21 protein-coding genes are annotated in these 24,548 nt (G+C 42.0%); 9 read left to right on the top strand and 12 right to left on the bottom strand.

The window, feature by feature from the left end; all coding sequences use genetic code 11:
• Nucleotides 1-86: 86 nt before the first annotated feature.
• The 7 genes from V7L31_RS15720 to V7L31_RS15690 all read right to left on the bottom strand — a co-directional run bounded on the left by V7L31_RS15720 (nt 87) and on the right by V7L31_RS15690 (nt 6,511).
• Nucleotides 87-689, bottom strand: a complete 603-nt coding sequence (locus tag V7L31_RS15720) for a cytochrome c oxidase subunit 3 (protein ID WP_334697085.1) — start codon at nt 687-689, stop codon at nt 87-89.
• A gap of 93 nt (nt 690-782) precedes the next feature.
• Nucleotides 783-2,444, bottom strand: a complete 1,662-nt coding sequence (ctaD, locus tag V7L31_RS15715) for a cytochrome c oxidase subunit I (RefSeq protein WP_334697084.1) — start codon at nt 2,442-2,444, stop codon at nt 783-785.
• 13 nt (nt 2,445-2,457) lie between these two features.
• The gene (locus V7L31_RS15710) at nt 2,458-3,372 is read right to left on the bottom strand and encodes a cytochrome c oxidase subunit II (protein WP_334697083.1); all 915 of its coding nucleotides are present in this window, start codon (nt 3,370-3,372) and stop codon (nt 2,458-2,460) included.
• Between the two features lie 32 nt (nt 3,373-3,404).
• Entirely contained in the window at nt 3,405-4,022 is a 618-nt protein-coding gene (locus tag V7L31_RS15705; RefSeq protein ID WP_334697082.1) for a DUF2231 domain-containing protein, read from the bottom strand.
• Nucleotides 4,019-4,519 (bottom strand): DUF2231 domain-containing protein, encoded by a 501-nt coding sequence (locus V7L31_RS15700; protein ID WP_334697081.1) that lies wholly within the window; start codon nt 4,517-4,519, stop codon nt 4,019-4,021. The genes V7L31_RS15705 and V7L31_RS15700 overlap by 4 nt, the downstream gene beginning before the upstream one ends.
• Nucleotides 4,520-5,122: 603 nt before the next feature.
• Nucleotides 5,123-6,163, bottom strand: coding sequence for a glycerate kinase (locus V7L31_RS15695; RefSeq protein ID WP_334697080.1), 1,041 nt, complete (start codon nt 6,161-6,163; stop codon nt 5,123-5,125).
• 15 nt (nt 6,164-6,178) lie between these two features.
• Entirely contained in the window at nt 6,179-6,511 is a 333-nt protein-coding gene (locus V7L31_RS15690; protein ID WP_334697079.1) for a DUF565 domain-containing protein, read from the bottom strand.
• An 801-nt stretch (nt 6,512-7,312) separates the two neighbouring features.
• Here V7L31_RS15690 and V7L31_RS15685 point away from each other — a divergent pair.
• Both V7L31_RS15685 and V7L31_RS15680 read left to right on the top strand, forming a co-directional pair.
• Nucleotides 7,313-7,939, top strand: coding sequence for a hypothetical protein (locus V7L31_RS15685; RefSeq protein ID WP_334697078.1), 627 nt, complete (start codon nt 7,313-7,315; stop codon nt 7,937-7,939).
• Between the two features lie 262 nt (nt 7,940-8,201).
• Nucleotides 8,202-10,112 carry an ArnT family glycosyltransferase gene (locus V7L31_RS15680; RefSeq protein ID WP_334697077.1) on the top strand — a complete coding sequence of 637 codons (1,911 nt, stop codon included), beginning with the start codon at nt 8,202-8,204 and terminating at the stop codon, nt 10,110-10,112.
• A 63-nt stretch (nt 10,113-10,175) separates the two neighbouring features.
• Here V7L31_RS15680 and V7L31_RS15675 read toward each other — a convergent pair whose 3' ends face one another.
• The gene (locus V7L31_RS15675; RefSeq protein ID WP_334697305.1) at nt 10,176-13,397 is read right to left on the bottom strand and encodes an ATP-binding protein; all 3,222 of its coding nucleotides are present in this window, start codon (nt 13,395-13,397) and stop codon (nt 10,176-10,178) included.
• An 876-nt stretch (nt 13,398-14,273) separates the two neighbouring features.
• Between V7L31_RS15675 and V7L31_RS15670 the strand changes: the two genes are divergently transcribed.
• The 6 genes from V7L31_RS15670 (at nt 14,274) to V7L31_RS15645 (ending at nt 20,430) form a co-directional block, all read left to right on the top strand.
• Nucleotides 14,274-14,855, top strand: coding sequence for a KaiA family protein (locus tag V7L31_RS15670; protein ID WP_334697076.1), 582 nt, complete (start codon nt 14,274-14,276; stop codon nt 14,853-14,855).
• 79 nt (nt 14,856-14,934) lie between these two features.
• Complete coding sequence (kaiB, locus tag V7L31_RS15665; RefSeq protein WP_179066879.1) at nt 14,935-15,249, top strand: circadian clock protein KaiB; 315 nt, start codon at nt 14,935-14,937, stop codon at nt 15,247-15,249.
• Between the two features lie 76 nt (nt 15,250-15,325).
• Entirely contained in the window at nt 15,326-16,888 is a 1,563-nt protein-coding gene (gene kaiC / locus V7L31_RS15660; protein WP_334697075.1) for a circadian clock protein KaiC, read from the top strand.
• 104 nt (nt 16,889-16,992) lie between these two features.
• Complete coding sequence (locus V7L31_RS15655) at nt 16,993-19,266, top strand: TolC family protein (protein ID WP_334697074.1); 2,274 nt, start codon at nt 16,993-16,995, stop codon at nt 19,264-19,266.
• Nucleotides 19,267-19,431: 165 nt separating this feature from the next.
• Nucleotides 19,432-19,809, top strand: coding sequence for a hypothetical protein (locus V7L31_RS15650; protein ID WP_334697073.1), 378 nt, complete (start codon nt 19,432-19,434; stop codon nt 19,807-19,809).
• 111 nt (nt 19,810-19,920) lie between these two features.
• A complete protein-coding gene (locus tag V7L31_RS15645) occupies nt 19,921-20,430 on the top strand; it encodes a hypothetical protein (protein ID WP_334697072.1) in 510 nt (169 codons plus the stop codon).
• Between the two features lie 104 nt (nt 20,431-20,534).
• On the opposite strand, the gene V7L31_RS15640 is transcribed toward V7L31_RS15645, so the two are convergent.
• Nucleotides 20,535-20,681: a hypothetical protein gene (locus V7L31_RS15640; protein WP_334697071.1), complete on the bottom strand. Its 147-nt coding sequence runs from the start codon at nt 20,679-20,681 to the stop codon at nt 20,535-20,537.
• A gap of 121 nt (nt 20,682-20,802) precedes the next feature.
• On the opposite strand from V7L31_RS15640, the gene V7L31_RS15635 reads away from it, so the two are divergent.
• Nucleotides 20,803-21,582, top strand: coding sequence for a photosystem II S4 domain protein (locus tag V7L31_RS15635; RefSeq protein WP_334697070.1), 780 nt, complete (start codon nt 20,803-20,805; stop codon nt 21,580-21,582).
• Between the two features lie 81 nt (nt 21,583-21,663).
• Here V7L31_RS15635 and V7L31_RS15630 read toward each other — a convergent pair whose 3' ends face one another.
• The 3 genes from V7L31_RS15630 to V7L31_RS15620 form a co-directional block, all read right to left on the bottom strand.
• The gene (locus V7L31_RS15630) at nt 21,664-22,440 is read right to left on the bottom strand and encodes an SDR family NAD(P)-dependent oxidoreductase (RefSeq protein WP_334697069.1); all 777 of its coding nucleotides are present in this window, start codon (nt 22,438-22,440) and stop codon (nt 21,664-21,666) included.
• A 201-nt stretch (nt 22,441-22,641) separates the two neighbouring features.
• Entirely contained in the window at nt 22,642-23,571 is a 930-nt protein-coding gene (locus V7L31_RS15625; RefSeq protein WP_334697068.1) for a hypothetical protein, read from the bottom strand.
• A 369-nt stretch (nt 23,572-23,940) separates the two neighbouring features.
• Complete coding sequence (locus V7L31_RS15620) at nt 23,941-24,498, bottom strand: hypothetical protein (RefSeq protein ID WP_334697067.1); 558 nt, start codon at nt 24,496-24,498, stop codon at nt 23,941-23,943.
• Nucleotides 24,499-24,548 lie beyond the last annotated feature (50 nt).

The following is a 24,548-nucleotide window of genomic DNA, read 5'->3' as shown; positions in this document are numbered from 1 at the left end:
TGAATGGTGTATGGGGCATAAAAGTAATTAATAATGCCCCATACACCAACCCAGATAAATTATCTGGGTTTTTCTTCCATCAATCCTTACTGCCAAACATAGATCAGGATAAACAAAATAATCCAGATAACATCGACGAAGTGCCAGAATAATGAAGTTGCATTGACACCAAAGTGACCTGTATCGTAATTGCCGGGTAGGAAAGAACGTACCAAAATTATCAACTGCAACAGGATACCAGTGAACACGTGCAAACCGTGGAAACCTGTAAGCAGATAGAATGTTCCACCAAATACTCCTGAAGTGAAACCAAAGGCGAGGCCGTTCCATTCAATCGCCTGTCCAACTAAAAAGTAAGTTCCCATCGCCATTGTTGCTATGAGAAACAGGCGAAATTTTACTAAGTCGTGGCGTTGAAGGGCGCGTTCTGCTAAGTAAATTACAAAGCTACTCGCAACAAGAATTACTGTGTTGATTGCTGGTTCTTTTACTTCTAGTCCAGAAACACCTGCTGGTAGCCAGTTAGGGGTTGTTGTTTTGTAGATGGCATATCCAGCGAAAAAACTCAAGAAAATGACGCTTTCTGAGAGGAGGAAGACGATGAAGCCAAACATTTTGTTGCCTTCTTCGTCGTGGGTATGTTCTGCGGCTGGGTGGGGCAATTCGTGGGAATTGATATAGCTGTCCATGTTGGTTTTTGAGAGGGAGTTTGAAACGCAAAGGCACGCGGAGGGAAGCGCAGAGGTACACGGAGGGTTTTTGCGTCTTCCCGATGGTTGGCGTTATTCTGGGAGGTTGGCTGTTAAGGGTTCTGATTTGCCGTAGCCGTAGGGTTCGGAGATGATGATGGGAGTTTCTTCAAAGTTTTCTACTGGGGGGGGTGAAGAAACTAACCACTCTAGTCCGATTGCTCTCCAAGGGTTAGCGGGTGCTTTCTCGCCTTGCATCCAAGAAATCACCATGTTGAAGATGAAGGGCAAGGTAGACATTCCTAAGAGGAATCCGCCGAGGCTGGCGATGATGTTCCAAAATTGATACTCTGGGGCGTAGGAAGCAACTCGGCGTAGCATTCCTTGCAATCCCAAGGGGTGCATGGGCAAAAAGTTAAGGTTGGTGCCGATGAAGGCTAACCAAAAATGGATTTTACCCCAGCTTTCGGAGTACATCCGCCCGGTCATTTTGGGGAACCAGTGATAGATGGCTGCAAATAAGCCCATCGTCACGGTGCCATAGAGGACGTAGTGGAAGTGTCCGACTACAAAGTAGGTATTGTTAACGTGGACATCAACGGGCACGGAGGAAAGCATAATGCCTGTGATGCCAGCGAAGACAAACATGACTAATCCGCCCAAGGCGAAAAGCATGGCGGTATTTAGCCGCAGTTTACCGCCCCAAATAGTTGCTACCCAAGCAAATACTTTAATTCCTGTGGGGACAGATACACACATTGTTGTCAGCATGAAAATCAACCGCATCCAGCCAGGAGTACCGCTGACGTACATGTGGTGTACCCAAACAATGCCGCTAACTACGGCAATCAAGATAGATGAAATGGCAACTACTTTGTAACCAAATAGGGGTTTACGTGAATAAACTGGGAAGATTTCTGAGAAAATGCCGAAGACAGGCAAAATAATCACGTAAACGGCGGGGTGGGAGTAGAACCAGAAGTAATGCTGGAACATCACTGGATTTCCACCCTTGGCGGGGTCAAAAAAGGCAGTGCCAGCAGTGAGGTCAAGTAGCAGCATCACCGCACCAGCTGTCAGTGCTGGAAGTCCAAATAGTTGGATGATTTGGGCGCTAAAGACTGCCCAGACAAACAACGGCATTTTGAAGAAGCCCATTCCTGGGGCCCGCATCTTGACGATGGTGGTGACAAAGTTGACTGCCCCCATAATTGAGGATACGCCGGATATTGCCACCGCTAGTAGCCAGAGAACTTGACCATTAATCAAGTTACCTGTGGGATTCTGGAGACTGACTGGCGGGTAAGACCACCAACCGGCTTGGGCTGGGCCACCAGGGACGAAGAAGCTACCCATCATCAAAATCCCAACTACTGGTACCATCCAAAAGGCGACGGCATTCAGGCGGGGAAATGCCATATCTCGCGCCCCAATCATCAGGGGTACTAGATAGTTGGCAAAACCAACAAGTGAGGGAAATGTCCATAAAAACAGCATCACAGTGCCGTGCATGGTGAACATTCCGTTGTAGACGGTGCGATCGACTAAATCTGATTCGGGTGTCATAAGTTCTCCCCGCATCACCATCGCAAAGATACCGCCGACGAGAAAGAAGAAGAATGAAGTAACGAGATACTGGATACCAATAACTTTATGGTCGGTACTAAAGCTGAAGTATTCTTTCCAGCTACTCGGAGATTCGTGGTTAGGCTTCTCATTAGGGAGAAGGATACCTTCAATAGGAACATTAGTCATGGTTACTTTCCTTTCAACCAGGTGAATTGACTAGAGGAGGTGCAGCAGGTGGAACTGTAACCCAACCAGTTTGGACTGATTGATTGGATGTTTGGGCATACTCAGCAGCCGCTTGATTCTTTGCTGGGGAGGGCTTTTGAGTTGCAGCTTGGGCTAGCCACTGCTGATAATCTTCAGGAGATTCGACGATGACATTCGCCTGCATCGTCGCAAAGTATGTGCCGCTATATTGAGAATCAGTTAATCGGTATTGTCCGGGGCGGATGGGAGTAAATTCAAAGTCGATCGCATGGTTGGGAATAATATCCTGCTTGAGGCGGAACGCAGGAATATAGAAGCCGTGGAGAACATCTTGCGATTTGAGCGCTAAACGTATCCGGCGATCGCTTGGTAAATGCAATTCGGTACTGGTAATATCTCTTTCTGGGTAATGAAAAACCCACGCCCACTGTTTAGCTAATACGTCGATTTTCTCAACGGGTTCTGCTAAGGCTTTAGCTGGTGCGGCATAAGCTGATTCCATTACCAGCGGATTATGCAGGTGAACTATTTCCGATGGGCCTTGAATTCCCATTTGTTCGTAAACTTGATAGCTGTAGGTTGCAATCCAAAACACCAAGAGAATTGGGATTGCTGTCCAGACAACTTCTAAGGTGACATTACCTTCAATTGGGGGGCCATCAGTGAAGTCATCTTTGACTGCCCGATGGAAGATCACAGAATACATCAGAGTACTTGTTACTCCCAAGAAGATGAAGGCACCGAGGGTTACTAAGAAGCTAATCAAATCATCAATGAGTAGGGATTCGGCCGCTGCTTGGGGAGGAAGCCAAGAGTAAGACTGCTTGCCGATCCAGAGACTTGTAACAGTGATTGCGATCGCGCCTGTAAGCAGCGTCAAAATATTTAAAATCTTCTGGATTTTCATGGTCTTTGGTTATTGGGCATTGGGCAAATGACTTACTTGAGTGTTGTATTGAGGTCTTGGTGCGATCGCAGTAAATTATCTGCTGTATTGTGTACGCCAAATTCGGCGGCTAGTTGCGCCCCTAGTGTGCCGTGAATGTACAGAATGAACATGATTGCGATGCCTGCGAACAGATAGATCCATTGCACTTCTCTATCTGTCTGTTTATATTCTTGTTTGCCCCAAACGAAGCGCTGCCATGCTCTCCAGATGGTCATGCCAACAATCAGCGCTAATAAAAACACACCACCCACACCATGCCAAAGCATAGTTTCCATTGCCTGCAATCCCCAGGCACTCTTCAGATCAGCTGGCGGTGCTGCCAACAGCATTTCGTAAAAGCCTGCTCCCACTGTGAAAAATGTGATGATGCTGGCAGCTAACATGTTGTACCAGCCAACAGCAAATAAGTTGTCACGTTCGACAGTAATTGCCAAAAATTTGAAGACCCATTTTTCAAAGGGGAACAGAACACCAACGATATCAAAGGTCATCGCAATGATGAACAAACCTATTGTCAAATGGACTAAGTTGGGATGAATCGGAATTGTGTAAGGTAATCCGTTTGGGCCTAGAGAGTCGGTTAATTGGTTAATTAATTCTGAGTTCATCGCAACACACCATCCTTTACTGCTTCCACAACTGGTACGGTATGCAATCCATACACCCAAACAAGTTCATCGCCGAGATATACTTGTAAGCCAACTATTAAGGTTAAAATTAATCCGGCTCCCAAATAATAAATCGGTATTTTTTTAGGATTGCGGGCACGAATTACATAGCGCCAAGCTGTAATCGCTGTGATAATTCCTGAAAGCGACCAACCAATTAGCGTATGCAAATTCAGCACCGATTTCGCTAGGCTGTAAGGCTGTGCTAATCCCGCTTCAAACTGACCAAAAATAATCGCAACGAAGATGGCGATCGTGGCAACTAACATATTCCACCAACTCACCTCAAAAAGACCGGATTTACCAGTAAAATAGCCAATTAGATCACAGACAAAGGAAAACAAAACCATCGCAATTACGAAGTGGACAACGATGGGGTGAACCGTATCTGGATAAGGTAAATTGTGGTCGTTCAAAGATGTAAAATACTCAAACATAGTCTTCTCCTGGACATATCTACCGCACTTTGGTGAATTAATTTTGGATTTTAGATTTATTCCGTCCCTGACGAGAGATAAACCCGAAGACCCTAATCGAAAATCCCAAATCTAAAATCGCTAGTCAAACTTCAAGAATTGATGGACGATCACTAACACCACCACAAGTATCCATCCATAATTGATTTCATTCTGTTCAATATCTGCGCGGTGCAATATGCTTAATCATGTCTTAGCTTTTTGTAGCCAAATCTGGTTGAATTGCCTACATGGAATAATTTTAGTTTTGATTCATTTCCTTATACCAATAGCCTGCGACAGCAATTCTGGATGGAGCTAAATCAAATCGCTGTCGTTTGTTGATTTGCTTAACCTATCTTTTAGCTTAAGTAAATTTTTATGAATTGTCAAAACAATAAATTTTAAACTTTTAAAAGTTAGTTATTTAACAAAAATGTATTTTCATAATGTATTTAGAGAAACAGAATTCAGAATGAATTATGTACGATTGGTGGATGAATAATTGGTGTTTTTCTGATCGGAGCTTTCGGAGTATTTGCCTTCGCTCCTGAATTCTTCTTCAACTTTGCATTAATTAAAATACTAATTGCCGTACACTTGACCAAAACTATGATCGGCATGAATCTCGATCGCTAGTTCAACTGCTGCGGCATCTTTTAGCAACGGCTTGATGAATAATTCCGGGTGAAGCGATCGCCAAAAATAATTGACAAATTCTTCTATCTCTGCATTGCTCATCCCTGACTTACCCCCAGCAATCATCTGCTGTTCCGCCTGTTTGCGCCACTCCAAAGAACAGCGGTAATCGGTGGGATAAAGCAAAATTAAGCTATCTAATCGCTCCCACAGTGGTAAATAATCCTGTAGGCGATGATTCATATCACGGGCGAAGGCTCTATCTTTATCAGTGAGAATTGGCGGCGGTGCTGTATTAAATACATTTGGATCGATTGGTCGTACACCCACAAACCAGCCTTCAAATAGTACAATATCTACACCTGTAACGATTTCTGGAGTAGTGCGATCGCCAGCGCCTCCATAAGCAGATTTATCAAAGCGGGGAACCATCACTGAGCTTTGCGACTGGCGGATTTGATCTAGTACATTTAAGCCTAAGTCTACATCGTGGGTTCCTGGCGGGCCGCGCCAAATTAAGCGGGGATCTTGCTGTGTTAAAAGCAAGCGATCGCTGTAAGTTTTATATAAGTCATCCAAAGATAAACTCACAGTCCGGTATCCCAACCGATCGAGAATCAAACTGAGAATTTTGCAGGTTGTGGTTTTACCCGTGCCTTGTCCTCCCAATATTCCCTGAATCATAGGGCGTCCCAATTGTTTGCGGTACAACGCTAGTTTGATTCCCAAAGGAAGCCACAAGTCCCACAAAACTGGTAACATTTCCTGGGGTTCCTTTTGGAGGGTAGTTTGGCAGAATTGCTTAAAAGCTGGCAAGACAGATTTTAGTAAATGCGATCGCTCTTTGATCGCTTCGTCGACATTTTCCGGCACGATCCCAAAAGCTTTAGCCCTTAAGCGATCTGCCAGCGCTGCAACTCTAGCTTGCTGTTGCCAAGTTTCTGTTACCGCATCGGTTGTCAAAATTTCACCCAGCCACAAATTCATAAATTCCCCATCTCACTACGATCCCAGCTTGAAGGCTTCGAGAAACAGGCTGTAGGTGAAACCAACTTTGAGGAGATTTAATGAGTCTACCAAGAGCGATCGCCTTGACAAAAAGCTACGACTATAAAATATCCTACTGGTAATTTCCGTCAACATTACTAAAAAACCAGCTACCACAATATCCAATTCTGCCCGTTGTCCAGCTGTCGTGGAAACTGCGTTTCCCAGAAAAAAACCGAACAAAAAACTAATTATCAGCAACGATAGCCGCCGCCAAGGATTTAAAAACCATTGCCCCAAGCGTGTAGCAATGGCATCAAACAAGTTATTGAGACGAGTGTTTTGCATTGAGGGGACTTCTGGGGAAAAGTCAAGATATCTTGAAATATATCTATATTAAATTCAGGAGGATATTGGTTTTAGTATCAGCTTGTTTGTTAATATTGTAGATATCTACTAAGATTCCAGTGTTACTTCAAATTTGCTCATTCTATCATCTTTAGAGAAGTACATTTTCTTAGAGGATGGTTGGGAAGTATAAATATTTAGTTTGATCCCCACAAGCAAGCTTTAAAAAGGGGGAAAATGACTCAAATTCCCTCTTTTTAAAGGAAACTATTCCATAGCGCGAGTTTCCTCACTTTTAGCCATATAGGTAAGCTACCTGTAGTGTCTTCCAATAAGAGAAAGGACTAGCGTAGATTTAGGGGGATCTGCGATCGCTTGCTATATCAATAGGTACTTTCCAAACATCCTCTCAATCAGGTGGCTTTTCATAGCAGAAGATAAAATATACCACTTAAATTTATCTAAGGTTTGGCAAAGCACGCCTTGTTAGAGCCGCTAGCAGTTTTAGGAAACTTTTATTTTTTATACAAATGAATTAACTAGCTCTGTATCAAATGTTATTTTTTTATTCAATACTACGGTCAAAATCCTAAGGGATGGGTGTCTGTAACCCTTGTTTTTCAAACATCAAAGAAATTATTTACTCCAAGTGTTTTCTCATCAAAATGATATTTATAATACATCCGTGTCCCTAATTTTAACAAAGTCTATATTAGGCTAATTTGTGTGATTATCTTTTGGGATAATAGGCTACTATTTGGTCAAGCCTAGACAAAATATTTATTTCTAATAACTATCAATATGAAATCTTCAGTGTATCGTAACGTCGGTGTTACAGCATCTTGCTTGGGACTGCTTTTTGCTATGGTGGGATGCTTTGGAATTAGCGTATCCTTTGAGTCCACAAACCCAGATACATCTTCACAACTACCAACAGAAACTTTTCAGAAGCAGACAACTTCTGTTTTACCCAAAAAAAATACTGCTGCTAGTGTATCTACTCCAGTAACTAACTCAACCAATCAAATAGAACATAGTAGCAAAGAGAATACTTATCCTGTCTTGGCAGATCGTGATAAATCAGCTAGCAAAGTCAACAATCAAGGGACTTTGCGAATGAGCAATCAAACAAATCAGCCTGTGCGGCTGGCTCTACTGGCGCGACAGTCGGTAGCGAAAGGCTCCAGTATTAAACAGACTAACTATGATGTACCAGCACATTGGGATTTTGCTCCCCAGGAAGGTAGTGAGAAGGGACTGATTTTATCGCTACCTCAGAATAATTTAAAGCTGGAGAAAGGAGATATTTTAGTTGCTTTTGCACAAGATGGTTCCCGTCGTTACTGGGGCCCTTATGTTGTCGGTGAAACTCAATTACCTAAGTGGAATTCGCAAAATAAAGAGTGGCAACTTGTGTTGAGTCCTTGAAGGAGGCAGGGGGCAGGAGGCAAAATAATAGTTCGTCTTTTGCGTTAGCGATAGCGCGGCGTTTAACCCATTCCCAGTCCTGGTACAAGAAATGAGATTCCAGACTCATTACTCATTACTCAGCACTCATTGCCACGCCACTACCCTATAGTTGGTAAAGTGTTGAGTAATGAGTAGAGGAAAATTGTTGAATTAAAAACTCCGAAGAACAAAAGATAGATAACCAACGACTATTGATTAGTGATTGTTGACTATTGACTAAATGAGAATGAAATTGAGTGTTAAGCGCACTGTTGATCGGTGGTTCAACAAAATAGCCAAAAATCCAGCCCTTAGTATAACTGTGTCGATTTTGTGGTTGATACTGGTTGGCTGGGTGGCTTTTGGCTGGAATTTGGGCAACATTGGCTTGATTGATGAGACAGAGCCGCTTTTTGCCGAAGCTTCCCGCCAGATGTTCGTTACAGGTGATTGGATTACCCCATTTTTCAATGGTGACACTCGTTTCGATAAACCTGCTTTAATTTACTGGTGTCAAGCGATCGCATTTCACCTAATTGGGGTGAATGAGTGGGCAGTACGTCTTCCTTCTGCGATCGCAGCCTTCGGCTTAGTCTGTTTAGCTTTTTACACCATACAGTGGTATTTGACTAAACAAGATGAATTAGAGCAAGTTTCACGTCCCACTCGCCGCTACTTAATATCTTTTATCGTAGCAGCGCTCATGGCACTTAATCCCGAAACTATTATTTGGGCGAGAACGGGTGTCTCTGATATGCTGCTCACCGGATGCATGGGATCAGCCTTGTTATGTTTCTTTCTAGGGTATGCAGGGAAGGAGAGCAGGGGGGCAGAGGAGCAGGGAAGCAGGGGAGCAGAATTAATCACCAATGCCCTATTCCCTAATAAGTGGTACTTAGCTTTTTATGTGCTGATTGCTGGCGCAATTTTGACTAAAGGGCCAGTGGGAATTGTCTTGCCAGGGATAATTGTTGGTACTTTTTTGCTTTACATGGGTAAAGTGCGAGAGGTGCTGCGGGAAATGCGCCTCTTTGTAGGTATACTGATAATTCTCGGTTTGTCAGTGCCCTGGTATGCTTTAGTAATTTGGCGCAATGGCTGGAATTATATTAACTCCTTTTTTGGTTATCACAACCTGGAACGCTTTACAGAAGTAGTTAATGGTCACTCAGCACCTTGGTATTTTTACTTTGTAATAGTGCTACTGGGTTTTGCACCATACTCCGTGTATTTACCAGCTTCTATAATCAGATTAAAGTTTTGGCAGCGATCGCATTGGCGATCTCTTGAACGTTTTCAGCAATTTGGTCTATTTGCCTGGTTCTGGTTTGCTAGCATTTTTGTCTTTTTCTGCATTGCTGTCACCAAACTCCCTAGCTACGTATTGCCTTTAATGCCAGCAGCAGCAATTCTGGTAGCCTTGTTGTGGAGTGACCTTTTCCCAAATACAGAGAATGAAAATGACACGGAGAAAGTATTAGAGAATTCCTCTTCATCCCCACGTGTCCCCATCCCCGCATCACTCATCTGGAGTGGTTGGGTGAATGTAGTGTTTTTATCATTTTTGGCAACAGCACTATTTAACCTAACCCATATATTAGGTACTGATCCAGCTATCAGCAACTTCCACGAACTAATTCAACAATCCGGTATACCAGTAATTGCGGGTGTAATTTGGCTGGTATGTGCTGTTTTGATTGCTGGTTTTTTACTGATTCGTCGCTGGAATTACGTTATCAGTATTAATTTAATCGGGTTTGTGGCGTTTTTAATTTTTGTCTTAACGCCTGCTTTGTTCTTTATCGATCGAGAACGTCAATTACCCTTAAGGGAATTGTCTGCGGTCATCCTAGAAGCAAAACAACCAGATGAAGAATTGATCATGCTTGGCTTCAAAAAGCCCAGTGTGGTATTTTACAGCCACATTCATGTAAATTATTTAGGATTTCCCCAAGAGGCTTTACAGCATATTAAAAATCAGGCTGCCAAAGGATTAAAACCTGCCTCAGTCCTGCTGTTGGCTGAACAGAAAAAGTTTTTACAAATGGACTTACAGCCAGATGATTACAAGAGTTTATCGACCAAGGGTGCTTATAACTTGGTTCGAGTTCCTTTTAAGAAAAAGAAAAATGAAAAAATAGATATATCGTAAATTGTCATTAGTCATTAGTCCTTGGGAAATAACTAATAACTAATGACCAATGACCAATGCCCATTAACATTTACCATTGTAACCGTTGACAGCTAAAGCTTGATTGATCTGATTTAAGAGGTCTTCCATTGATATCGATCGCGGTAAGATTTGAGTTGCGATCGCACCAACAACAGTTTCTATCGATTCCAAACCATTCTTCTTCTGCTCCTTATAAGCTACCCCAGACTGGAAGCTAGTTTCTGGGAGATTTAATCGCTGATTTAGTACCAAAATTGGTGGTAACTTTAAAGGCGAATCTCCTAATGTTTTCAGTGCTTTGAGTACATCTTTGTGGATAGCAGATTCTCCTAAACAAATTAGCAGTAAGTCAACGCTTTGGTGACGAATTTGTTGTAACACTTCTGCCCAACATGGACTCATCGCCGCTTTGAAGCCTGCTGTTTGTAGATACTGAATTAAAGCTTGGAACCACTCAGAACCCCGTTCCGCAGTTTCACTACTAATTGAGCAATTTTTTTCAGTGCGATAACCCTTAGCAGGCTTGCGTCTTACCTGGGGAAAATCACGCAGCATTGTCAAATCTACTACCAAGATGTTAGGAGGGCAGCAAATCCCAGAAGCAATTTGCAGTACAGATAGTAAGGCATCTGTTTTCTCGGTGCGATCGCTGTTGTCTTTAGCAAATGGTGTTAAGTAAGGAAATACAGATAGCCCTGGTATTTTAGAAGCTATTAAGGTGGTTGCGACATCGCAAGTAACCAGGGGTATGGCCGCTAAACGTGGATGCTCAATTAGTTGTTGCAGATAAATTTGGGCGGTGGTACTTTCGACATCAAGCAAAATGACATCAAACTGCCATACCCGCGCCAAAAGTTCTGCCTGATCTAGGTCATCTACTTCAATCACCCGATGTTCTCGAAGTGAAGGGTGAGGATTGACTGATTCCAACTGGGGATTTACCAACCGGAGAATTCGCAGTGGGGTTTTAGTTGGGGTAATTGCATCGTTGTTTAACCCTTGCTGCCCAACTGCTTGTACAGTACATAATTTTTCGAGAACTGGTGCTAATACCTGATGCTCAACTGGCAAACTTAAGAAACCATCGGCTCGATTAGCAAATGCTTGCTCCTTTTCGGCTCCCGTCGCTGTCACAATTACAGATATATGACGGGTTGCGGTGTCAGATTTGAGTAAAGTTAGCACATCCCAACCTGATAGCAGGGGTAGCAATGGATTCAAAAATATCGCTATTGGTTGCAAGCGCCGAGCTTTTTCCACTGCTTCTGTCCCCGATCGCGCAATCACTACCCGATACCCTAAACCTTTGAGTTGTTCGGTCAAGTCTTCAATATATCTGGCTACTGCCTCGACTACCAAAACCAGCCGTTGCGAACTACCATGATGATGCTGTGTGGGCGTACTAACATACTGACGAGCTGCTGCGGGGTTTTGCCGTGTCTGTTGGTGTCGTGTTTCCTCGTCTTCTCTGATTGCCATATCTGGTTCAGAAAAGCCTGTATTTGGGGGACTAGGCGGCAGCAGTAGTGTGAACTGGCTACCTTTTCCTTCACGCGATAAGAAGCTGACATCTCCTCCGTGGAGACGAGCCAAGGCGCGAGTTAATACCAGCCCCAAACCAGTGCCTTCAAATTGGCGGGTGAGGGGATTTTCTAGTTGTTGGAATTTTTGAAAAATTAAGTGTTGCTGGTGTTCAGGAATGCCAATGCCTGTATCCCAAATAGTAAAGGCAATCCACCCTTCCCAACGACTCACCCGCAACCCGATTTCGCCGGATATTTCAGTGAATTTAAAGGCGTTGGAAAGTAGGTGTACTAACATCTGGCGTAAGCGCAATTCATCTGCCACCATCTGATCTAAGCCTAGTTCAATGGAAAGGCAGAATTGAGGAACAGATGAACGCGCATTTGGAGGTGGCGGAGTGGTTGTAGCTTTGGTGGTTTGAGTGTGGATAGCTTTAGCTTCCGACAGGGCGCGATCGCACACAGCTCGAATTTTTACCGGAGTCAGCGTCAAATCCATTTGTCCCGTCTCCATCCGGGTCAAATCTAAAATGTCATTAACCACACTCATCAGGTGGCGTCCACTTTGATGAATCAGTCCTGCATAACGGGCTTGACGTTCGTTAAGTTCTCCCAACTGCTGATCCACCAGCAAGCGCGATAATCCTAAAACAGCAGTTAGGGGAGTTTTGAGTTCATGACTAATACAAGCTAAAAACTCGTCTTTCAACCGATTTAGTTGAATTAAATCGGCATTTTTTGCCGCCAATTCTTTGCAAAGCTGCTGTTGTTCAGTGACATCAGTAGCTAAAACTAACCACAAGTCATTGCTGAGTGTAACCTCCTCTTCAGCACTCATGACTTTAAACTCAGGACTATCTAAGGGAATTTTGGCAAATTGCCAGATTCGCTCTTGACCATTTTGCACTTCGACAACGCAAGTACAAGTACCTACTTGACTATCTAAATAGCACCGACTGTATCCAGTATCACCTGATGCTTCTGGCTGAATCAGTTCCTCTTCACCATGCTCATTCTCCCTACCATTGGGATGAACCTTGATTGCTTGTTGAGTGACATATTCTGGGGTTTCCAAGAGGTTAGGGATAAGTATTGCCTCTACCTGTTGCCTAACTCCTTCTGGGTCTTTTAAGGTTCCTAATTGCTGCCACCAAGCGGGATTTCGCGCTACCACTTTGCCATTACCCGTTTGCAACATCAAAGGCCAAGGCAGTCTTTCTAGCAAGTGAACCAGTGGTTGGTGTCCTAAGGACTTGGATTCATTTGTCCTAGCATCAGACTCATGGTGATGCTCACCTGAGCTTTGTAAGCCAGCCATACGTTCTTTGGCTAGCGATCGCACCAAGCGCGAACTATCCAGTAGCCCCAAATATCGACCATCAGAGTCAATCAGCGCCCAATCTAAATTCTGTTGTTTTTCGGCGGCATCGCCCAAGTGCAAGCTCAATTGCTCTACACGCTCAGAAGCTAATATTGTCTGTATTGGCTCAATTAGACCTTGACCCCAGGTAGAGAGCGATTGGTGTAAATTTAGATTTTTCTTGTCACTATGTGTTAATAATGTTGGGATTAAACGGGCAGAATACAGCAATCCGATGGGGCATTGCTGTTGATTCACTACTACCAAGCGATCGCACTGCTCTTGCTCAAAAATCTCCAACACCACTGCCAGAGAACTTGTTTGAGGGCAGCTAGGTACGGTTGCCTGAAAGTCATAAAGCGGGTAATCTAGCATTAACATAGGGCTTTGGGGGTCATTCTTCCTGTGGAACCCTCCGGCATTTCCATCTGCCAGCTGATGGTCTTTTCGCCTGAAGTCATATCCTCTAAGAAGACTCATATAAGCAACTCTGGTTATTTCAACGCCATTAAAAAATAATGGGATTTCTCTTCACGGACACTTGCTTGCGGACGAGTGCATTTTTTCAAGAGGCCACGTTTCTCATTTCTAGCAACTAGCCTCCCCAGTGTCTTACTGGTATTTAAACTCCTCATCGATAGCGACAGCTAAAACAATTATGGCCCCAAAGATTCGCTTTAGAACCTTGAGGAATTATAATGATTTAGAACGCGACAATCCTTTAAGTTCGTTTAAGTATCTTATTAAGGAGCAAAATCCAAAAATCTATCTCTTTATATACATAAATATGCAAATAATAAGTTAGCTACTGTGTCTTCCTATGCTGACAGATAGCTCATCATCAAAGACCTACTTAGTACAGCCCACCACAAAAATAGTATGGAAGTTAATCATTCGTAAGTTTGGTGGTAGCAAGTTCCCTGTAGGGGTACATAGTGAAACCCAACATCAACCCTCGATATTTCCGAATCTCTTTCACGGTAACGTGTACTAAGTCTTAGTACTCCATTGCGGCACTAATACAACACGGCGTAAATAAACCACCCATTTAAAATAGCCAGAAAGCTTACAAAATAAGCATTCTTTCTTTTTAGTTTTGCCTGCTTGTACTAGGTTGTTGATTGGCTAACACTATCTGCTAACACAGAGCGTTATTTTGGGTTGGAATTACCAGTTTACTGTACAGCCAGCATTACCCTAGAAGCGTTAGCCCACCTTTATTGGTTCGGGCGATTAAAGAAATATATTTAAGAGTAGATGTTATTACCGATATTGATTCTGCAACCCGATGTTAACAAATGTTTAGATAATTTAGCTGACTTAGCCAACCAAAAAAAAATGATCGCGTGGGTGTGGAACTTGCTCGACACGATTATTGCCCAGTTTTCCTACCTACCCGTTGGTGCAACTGCCACTGTAAACATCAACTATTTCCCAAATTGGCTGCAACAAGATCCAAGTAAGGCATACACTGGCAAGTACGTTTATGTGTTTGCCAGTCAGATGCAAAAAAGCCAACAGCATTTCCAGGAGATGACTCTAGCAGAAAGGCAAGGATTATTAAGACAGCTTAAATCGGATTATAGTCTAATTCTTATAGATTATTTTAGCACAGATAAAACACTTAAAGATAAAATTGATAAATTTATCAATACTATATTTTATGCTAATATCCCTGTGCCACAAATAATTGAAATTCACATGGAGGTAATTGAAGACTTTTCTAATCAGCTAAAGTTAGAAGGCAGGAGCAATGAAACGCTACTTGATTATCGTCTAACATTGATAGATATTCTAGCTCATCTGTGTGAAGTCTATCGCAGTTCGATTTCCAAATAAATTAAATTCATCAATGTTAAACTTGTCTTGATGTGCGAAAGATATTGTATTTTTATGCCCGTGACTAGCGATTAAGTATATGAAAAAACTCAGAAAAACCTACGTTCTTAAGCTTTACGTAGCAGGGAACACTCCTAATTCAGTTAGAGCTTTAAAAACACTCAAAGATATTTTAGAACAAGAATTTGAAGGTGTTTATGCTTTGAAAGTAATCGATGTACTAAAAAGCCCACAACTGGCGGAAGAAGATAAAATATTAGCAACGCCAACATTATCTAAAATTTTGCCTCCACCTGTTCGCAAAATTATCGGGGATCTTTCCGATAGAGAAAGAGTATTAATTGGATTAGATTTACTTTATGAAGAACTGAGTGAAGAAGATATTGAAGAGTAAAATTTTAATCATAAAAAATTAGTACAAACTTTATTCATAAAAAAAACAGGTTTTCATCCAAAATTATTATCAAGCAATGAGTGAAAACGAGCAATTAGAACCAACGCAACCACCGAAAATTGGGGGTTTAGACAAAATTCGGACGATGATCGAAGGATTTGACGATATTAGTCATGGTGGTTTACCAATTGGTAGAACTACCTTGATTAGCGGCACTTCCGGCACTGGCAAAACTTTATTCTCTCTTCAGTTTCTCTATAACGGTATCACCTACTTTGATGAAGCCGGAGTATTTGTTACCTTTGAGGAATCGCCTAGTGATATTATTAAAAATGCCAATATTTTTGGCTGGAATTTGCCACGTCTAATTGAAGAAGGCAAGTTATTTATTCTTGATGCCTCTCCCGATCCAGAAGGTCAAGATATAGTTGGGAATTTTGACCTTTCTGCACTCATTGAACGCTTGCAATATGCCATCCGCAAATATAAAGCTAAACGAGTTTCCATCGACTCAATAACAGCAGTATTTCAGCAGTATGAAGCAATGGGAGTGGTGCGACGCGAGATTTTTCGCCTAGTAGCCCGTCTCAAACTGCTGAGTGTCACCACTGTAATTACTACTGAACGTGGTGAAGAATATGGCCCCGTTGCCTCTTTCGGAGTAGAAGAATTTGTTTCTGATAATGTAGTAATTGTTCGCAACGTTTTAGAAGGAGAACGCCGCCGTCGCACAATTGAAATTCTCAAGTTGCGCGGCACAACTCACATGAAAGGTGAATATCCCTTCACAATTACTAATGAAGGAGTTAATATCTTCCCACTGGGAGCAATGCGCTTAACTCAACGCTCTTCTAATGTCAGGGTATCTTCTGGTGTCAAAACTTTAGATGAAATGTGTGGTGGTGGTTTCTTTAAAGATTCCATCATTTTAGCAACAGGGGCGACAGGTACGGGCAAAACCTTGTTAGTCAGTAAGTTTATTCAAGATGGCTGCCTGAATGGAGAACAAGCGATATTATTTGCTTATGAAGAATCACGGGCCCAGCTATCTCGTAATGCTTCCTCTTGGGGAATTGATTTTGAAGAATTAGAAGATCGAGGTTTACTCAAAATCATCTGTACCTATCCCGAATCAACTGGTTTAGAAGACCATTTACAAATTATTAAATCAGAAATTGCGATCTTCAAACCTGCTCGCATCGCTATCGATTCCCTATCAGCACTAGCTAGAGGAGTGAGCAATAATGCATTTCGCCAGTTTGTAATTGGGGTGACGGGTTATGCTAAACAAGAAGAAATTACTGGTTTCTTTACTAACACAACTGACCAATTTCTGGGAGCGCATTCCATTACCGACTCTCATATTTCCACGATTACCGATACAATTCTAATGTTACAATACGTAGAAATTCGCGGCGAAATGTCGCGGGCAATTAACGTATTTAAAATGAGAGGTTCTTGGCACGATAAGGGAATTCGTGAGTATAATATTACTGCTGACGGGCCCGATATCAAAGATTCTTTCCGAAACTACGAACGGATTATCAGCGGTGCTCCTACTCGCGTTAGTATCGATGAAAAGGCGGAACTTTCTCGCATTGTTAGACGTTTTGAAGACAAACAGAGTTCCGAACCCTAAATTTAGTATCGTAGTATATTCTTTCCTAAGTTTAGTATCGTGCTATATTCTGTGGTGAAGAAAGGTTTTCTGCCGCTAGATTGATTTTCGTGTGAGGGGATGCGGTGAAAGGACAGCAATTATTTTATAGCTTCTTACCTGGTGTAACAGCAGCGGTATTAACAACTCAGCCTGCTTGGGCTGGTACTGCGAAATTAACTGGGGTACAACTGGCGTCTTCTCCTAGTGTTTTGACTTCTACTTATGGTCAACACTTGGCTGTAGACACCATAAATACGCAACTGCCCAACAGTGCAAATGTTAGTGTTCCAACCCTAGTACCTACTTTTGGTTTTACTAAACTCAGTGTGAAGCCTTTAAGTAATAGCAGTATTCCAGTATTTACGGCTGAAAATACTGTTTTGCCAATGAAGAAAGATGAAGGTAGATTTTTAAGTCTGACGCCTACCTCTAATCCTTCTCAACAGCCAGATGTGAGCCATTTTGCTCAAAGCAAGCAAAAACAGAGTAATTCAGACCTGAATGGGCAGAAATTAAAGAAGATCCTAGTTCCTAACTACACTTCAAAACCCGCTTCTGTCCAAAAAGAAATTTTGTCTCTGTCTTCTGCACAGCAGCCAGTAGGTCAAAAGATAAATACTGTTACTCAGTTACAAACATTTTTACAAACTTCAGCCACAGGTGGAGGAACAGCAAAACTGTTGTCAGCGCAGAGGTGTCCACAGGAGTTAGGAAAAAGCAAAACTGACTCCTCGACTAATTTGCTACTGGCCTCAAGCACCTGCTTACAACAAAATGCTATTGGCCTCGTGGCTCAAAGTAATACCCCGATTCCGACAGATTCGACGCCAACTCCCACTGTACCGGAAACTGTAATTCCGACATCGGGGGGTTCGGTACAACCTTCCACTGTGCCAGGAACCGTAGTTCCGACATCGGGGGGTTCGGTACAACCTTCCACTGTGCCAGGAACCGTAATTCCGACATCGGGGGGTTCGGTGCAACCTTCCACTGTGCCAGGAACCGTAACTCCTGCACCCTCAGGGCCGGTGCAAGTTCCAGAGAACCTGATTCCTAACTCAAATCCTCTGCAATTTCCCACCAAACCAGAGGAAGTGAGACTTCAGGGGAATCAGCCGATTACTTTGGCACAGGCTTTGGAGTTAGCACGGCGTAACAATCACGATCTCCAGGTGTCGTTATTGGAGCTAGAACGCAATAAGGCGGCTCTACGCGAGGCGCAAGCTGCTTTGTTGCCCACTCTGGGACTTAGCACCGATCTGACTCGTAGTCAGTCTGCTAGTGGTCAGCTTCAGGACGCATTAAACGGGCCATTTGCCCCTCAGCAAGATAAACCCGGTACATCTTTTTCTGGCCAGGCACAACTTTCATATAATATCTACACTTCTGGGAGAGTGCAAGCTAGCGTCAAAGCGGCTGAAGAACAAGTGCGTTTTAATGAGTTGGCTGTAGAAACTCAGTCTGAGACAATCCGTCTGAATGTTGCCACTGACTACTACAATCTGCAACAAACCGATGAACAAGTACGGATTGCCCAATCGGCTGTAGGAAACTCTGAGGCGAGTTTGCGTGATGCCGAAGCTTTAGAGCGGGCTGGGGTTGGTACGCGGTTTGATGTGTTGCGATCGCAGGTGAATTTAGCAAATGCCCAACAAAATTTAACTAATGCTAGATCCCAGCAGACAATCTCCCGTCGTCAATTAGCAACTCGGATCAGTTTGCCTCAAGGGATTAATATCAGTGCGGCTGACCCTGTACAATTAGCTGGTCTTTGGAATCCAACACTAGAACAAAGTATTGTGTTGGCTTATCAAAATCGTCCAGAACTGCAACAGCAGTTAGCACAACGCAATATCAGCGAACAACAGCGTCGACAAGCCCTTGCAGAACTAGGCCCTCAAATTAGTTTGGTAGGCAGCTACGACATCCTAGACCAGTTCAATGATAATGTCAGCTTTACTGATGGTTATTCATTCGGAGTTAGGGCAACCCTAAGTTTGTATGACGGAGGAGCCGCAAGAGCAAGGGCGGCTCAGTCAAAAGTTAATATTGCGATCGCAGAAACTCAATTTGCTGAACAGCGCAACCAAATTCGCTTTCAGGTAGAACAAGCCTATTCTACCCAGCAATCTAGTTTGGAGAATGTTCAAACCGCTAATACTGCTTTAGAACAAGCTAGGGAAGCTCTACGTTTAGCGCGTTTGCGATTCCAAGCTGGTGTAGGCACTCAAACTGATGTTATTAACTCTGAAAACGACCTCACACAAGCTGAAGGTAATCGAGTCACAGCAATTTTGGATTACAATCGCGCTTTAGCTCAGTTACAACGGTCTGTTACCCTCAGAGCATTACGCTAAAACTGCTGACTTTAATATCCTAATTAAAAATTCAAAAAGCCTCATTTTCCAATAATTACATTGAAGAATGAGGCTTTTTGGTCAAAAAAAACCTATTTGTAACAGGAATTTTGTGAAATGATATAGCATAACTGAGTGATAGATCGCTCCCCTTGTCAAAGATTCATGACTAAAGTAACGTCTCAAGAGATTGCACAGTTTCGCTCTCAATTGGCAGATGATCTCAGCGATATGGAAGCGCTGGATTTGATTGAAGACTGTGAGGGAGATTTAGAAGATGCTGCGATGACGCTAGCTATCCGCGCCGGACAACAGCCAGAAAGAGCAAATTCTGAGTGGTTAGATGCTTTAGCTAGAAAATGGCGTGTCGTCATTTGCGAACAAGAATATCGAGAAGATTTACTTAATACTTCTCTTCAAAAGATGATGGAGCATTTAAAAACAACACCAACCTTTCCTAAGATTTTGGCAGCACCAGTTTTAATATATGTCCTCAAGCAGGGCGTGAACAATTTTTGTGAACCACTAGATTTGCTCAAGTGATTGGATAATGTACATTTAACTCCTAACTCCTACTCAATACAAGATTGATTCGACCAGGACTGATACGCTGTTAATTAAGGCAAAACTTCTATTAGACAAATTGTAAAATCAATGAATTACCTTGTTGCCGTATTACCTGACCGGATTCAAGCCGAAGCTGCCTACTTAGCCTTAGAAAAAGAAGGCATAAACAGTACTATCCTGGGGAGGGGGTATAAAACGGCTGATGAGTTCGGCTTAATTGACCCCAAAGACCAAGCTAAAAAGCAAGCAAAATTGATGGCAACCTGGCTGATACCATTTGGCTTTTTTGCAGGTTTTACATTCAGCCTCATCACAGGTTTAAATACTTTTTCCTGGGCAGGTGAAGTTGGCAATCACATCGTTGGCGGACTGCTGGGTGCTGCTAGTGGTGCGATGGGTGGTGTGATTGTTGGCGGCGGAGTTGGTTTACTCGTAGGTGGTGGTGATGCTTTACCTTATCGCAATCGCTTAGATGCAGGTAAATATTTAGTTGCTGTTCAAGGTTCTGAAACTCTTACTCGGCAAGCAACGCGAATATTACGTCAGTTTGATCCAGAAAATATCCAAGGTTATGCTGACACAAATACTGTGTATTGAACCTCAGATAATGCTGGAGCCCTCAGTTTAACTTCTGACGGTTCCGCATTCTCCACTATTGGATTTTCTGAGGGATTATCTGACATAGAAGTTCACACGTCACTCTAAGCAGATGGTTTGGTTAATGCTACTTCATTAGTTTCGGCACTAAAAGCGGCTGCCAGTTCAGGACTGGCGATCGCAACGGCGCTTTCATGCCATTCATGGATGATTGCAATAGGGATTAAAACTCTGAGTGCTGGAACTATCAAAAGAAAAGCATGAGAGATTTTTAGACTAGATAAAATGCCGCGTCAATAATTGCTTGAGAAAGTTAGAATCAAGATAGTTATAGCAGATTAATTCTCAATTCATAACTCATAATTTTTAAGAATGTTGCCACGAGAAGAACTTTTAAAAGGTGTTGAAAATCGAGATAGTGTAGCTCGTGTAATCGATCAAGCAGAACAAGCAATCAAAACTTGGGAAGTGGTTTTGACAGATTTTCTATCTCCTCCAGAATTGGTGGAAATTCAACGGGTGTTTAACCGATTAACAGAAGTGCAATTAGTGGCGTGGGGTGGATATCCGCAAGCTGAACGCCAAAGAATAGCGATCGCTCGTTCGGAACTTCCCTTAGATCAATCTCAAGTCAGCCTTGTGGCTGTGGAAATCGCTGGTAATTTCCTGTTTGATACCGCCTCTCACCGCGACTTTTTAGGCGCAATGTTGGGGACAGGAATTGTTCGTGAAAAGACGGGAGATGTAATTGTTTTAGGAGAACGAGGGGCCCAAGCGATTGTTGCACCAGAGTTGGTGGAATTTTTGGAAATGAGTCTGAAACAGGTGCGATCGGTTCCTGTGAAAACTCAGCGGATTGAGATAACTGAATTAAGGGTTCGGGAACCAAAGAAAAAAGAATTAACTACTGTGGAGGCTTCTTTGCGATTAGATGCGATCGCATCTGCTGGTTTTGGCATGTCTCGCAGCAAAATGGTTGATTTCATTGATGCTGGTGATGTCCGCGTCAATTGGAAGGAAGTTACTCAAGCTAGTTCTCAAGTCAAATCAGGCGACTTAATCGCCATTCGCTCTAAAGGGCGTTTAGAAGTTGGGGAAATCGCTGTGACAAAAAAAGATCGTTACCGAGTTCAATTAACAAGATACATCTAAGAAAAGAAGAGTTAGGAGTTAAAAGTGAAAAGTTAAGAATTTTAAATTTATCACTTTCTTTAACTCCTAACTCCTAATTCCTTAAGCTTTAAAATGTTTTGCTAACATATTCAGCAGAAGTTTACGCGGCACAAGCCGAGATAATTTGCTTCTAATTTGAGTGTTAGTATCAGAACTAATAACAGTTGGATAGCCTTTTTCTAAAGCCTCTAAAGACTCCCAAACCACTTTTTCAGAAGAATATACTTTATCTGTACTACTTGCCAGTGATGGAGGAAAATTAGCTTCTGCAAAAAAGTTTGTTTCTATCGGCCCTGGACAAGTGACTAAAATACGGACACCATATTGATAATTTTCTGCCCATAATGCTTCACTAAAGCTGAGAATAAAAGCTTTACTGGCAGCATAAACAGAAAGGTATGGTATCGGTTGAAATGCCGTAATAGAAGATACATTAATAATGCTTCCAGAACGGCGTTGCCGCATCAAGGGTAGAAATTTATGGGTTAAATCTACCAATGCCAAAATGTTTAATTGTACGATTTTGACTTGTCTTTCTCCATCCCCTTCGGCAAAGTCGCCATAGTAACCAAAACCAGCATTGTTGATTAATAAGTCAATAGTTAAATCCTTTGCTTTGGTGACATCAAATACACTAGCAGCGGCATTAGGTTCTGTGAGGTCTTTGACTATAACCTCTACTTGAATTTTGTGTTGTTCTTGTAGTTGTTTAGCTAATTGGCTTAATTTTTCTTCAGAACGAGCAACGAGTACAAGATTTGTTTTGCGTGCAGCTAGTTCTTGAGCAAAGGCTTTACCAATACCACTAGAGGCACCGGTAATTAAAGCAGTTGGCATTCTACATATTCAGATAGTTTTTAATCACTTATAAATCTTATCTATGCTGACTATAAGTTTTAACTACCCAAAGTAATATACCCAAAAGGATAAAAGCAATATTCATACCAATTCTGTATAAAGATGCGCTTAACCTTCACAAAAGAATGGTATCAGATATGAAGTGAGGGTCTGCTTCCTCTATTCAAAACTTATCCTTACCTAAGATTTGACTTTCGGAAGCGATGTGAATTCTCCAAATACACCAATATGGGATATTCTTAAATCTTCTTCATCTATATATTGAACAGACGAGTCTATTTTTTCTGGTAATTCTCCGTGCTGGCATGACCACTCAAATACAAATTTAGAGTCTAGATGTTTGAGGTTAGAAAATATCTGCTTCCATTGGCTTCGTCGAATTCGATTTCCCCACCTGGATTGTAATTCTCTCGAATAGGCTTCTTGTGGATAGGCAAAGAAATCAAATGGTCTTTCACTTAAATTTTTATGATCCTCTAAATGAATAAGATGAAACATAAAGCCATCTTCAGAGAGGCTACTTACAATATTTTCTAAAAGTGGCACAACATCATCAACTGGTACATGCTCCAACACAGATTTGGAAAATACAAAATCTATTTTTTCTTTACTAGGTAGTTGTTGAGATAAATCAATTGGAGCAACGTATTCTATACCCAAGTCGTGTAAGGCTTCTACAGAGAAATTTTTTAATGAAAGTAGTTTATTTAAACGTAAATAGATAATCTCGCGATCTTCAAATGTAGATAGACTATCTAAGATACTCCAATCTACAGACTTACACACAGCTTTGAAAATATTATCGAGTTGTAATAATGGGTAAATATCCGTTGCATAAACCTTTTTTGCTCCGAGAAGATAAAATACTAACGAATGAGTCAGTAACCACCCACTGCCAATTTCAAGACAAATTTTGTCACGCAATGCATATTTTTCTTTACCAACCAGAAGCAGATAAATAGCAACTTCATTAGCACAAATATCAAGTCTTTTACCTGCAACAGCTAGCTTGCTTGAATGCACTTTATTATGTAAAGATTGATATAGATCGGACGATCTAATAATTGATTTTGTGCGTTCATCAAGGAGATTCTTTACTAAATTTTTCATTTTGCACACCTCTCTCGCTTAATTTATTAGGAATTTAACACAATACTGTTAACTGTACCAGTAACATGAGTTCCTATATAAGAAAATCATCTCACCTTTTTTGCTTCTTATACAATTACGTTCAAGAGCATCTTTACTGATGGATAATAGAAACCTTGGAATTCGGAACTGGGATTAGGAGTTAAGGATTTTTTAAGATTTAAATAGGGATTTAGCGGAAAGTCGAGCTAGTCGCTTGGTATTAGTATCAGTGGTAGCAAGTAATCGAGCGTCAAGAACTTCCCTATTTGGTTAAACTGAATTTTCCTCAAACTCGGATGTTCTCAATAGTGATTTTCATGGCGACTCGAAGTCATCTTGAATTGCTAATTACCATTTTTCAGACCAATAAATGATTTCTGAGGCAGAACTATTAATAGCCACGCCGTAGCTATCTCCATGATTCCACTTGAAACCAGGTCTACCTTTGTCATCTGTATTTAATACCAATATTTCATAAGTCGGTGGGAAAGATTCTGTAGGTGAGTCACTGGTGTAGAAAAAAGTTGTCGGCACACCGTTAGGCTGGTTGATGTGGTCATTTGTATTACCACCCCTATATTTGTGCTTGGCACTATTTCTGTATTGTGAAAGTAATTTTTCAATTTTGTTTGGTGGCTCTTTTAGTCTAATTTGGAAAAAACTACTTCCCTGCAAAATTTCGGGAGAGTAAGCAATGCGAACGTTTTTGGCATCAGCAGGAATCTCATTAGGAAAGTGTTTTATCTGGTCATTATCAGACCATAGTTGATTACGGATTTCTCTATAGCGTGAGGCATCAGTGATGATTTTAGGCTCACCAGTACTGCTAAAAGTTGTTCTCATAAAAAAGCTTCCCCCGACAATACTAAGACTAGCAAGGGCTAATAAAAATTGCGATCGCTTCATCAAGTTGGGTGTGTCTAACTTTTACAGTCATATACCCAACTAATAAACTA

Source organism: Nostoc sp. (genome assembly GCF_036916655.1).
GTDB lineage: Bacteria > Cyanobacteriota > Cyanobacteriia > Cyanobacteriales > Nostocaceae > Nostoc.
The sequence above is the reverse complement of the archived record's forward strand: the minus strand, read 5'-3'. Positions and strand labels throughout refer to the sequence as shown.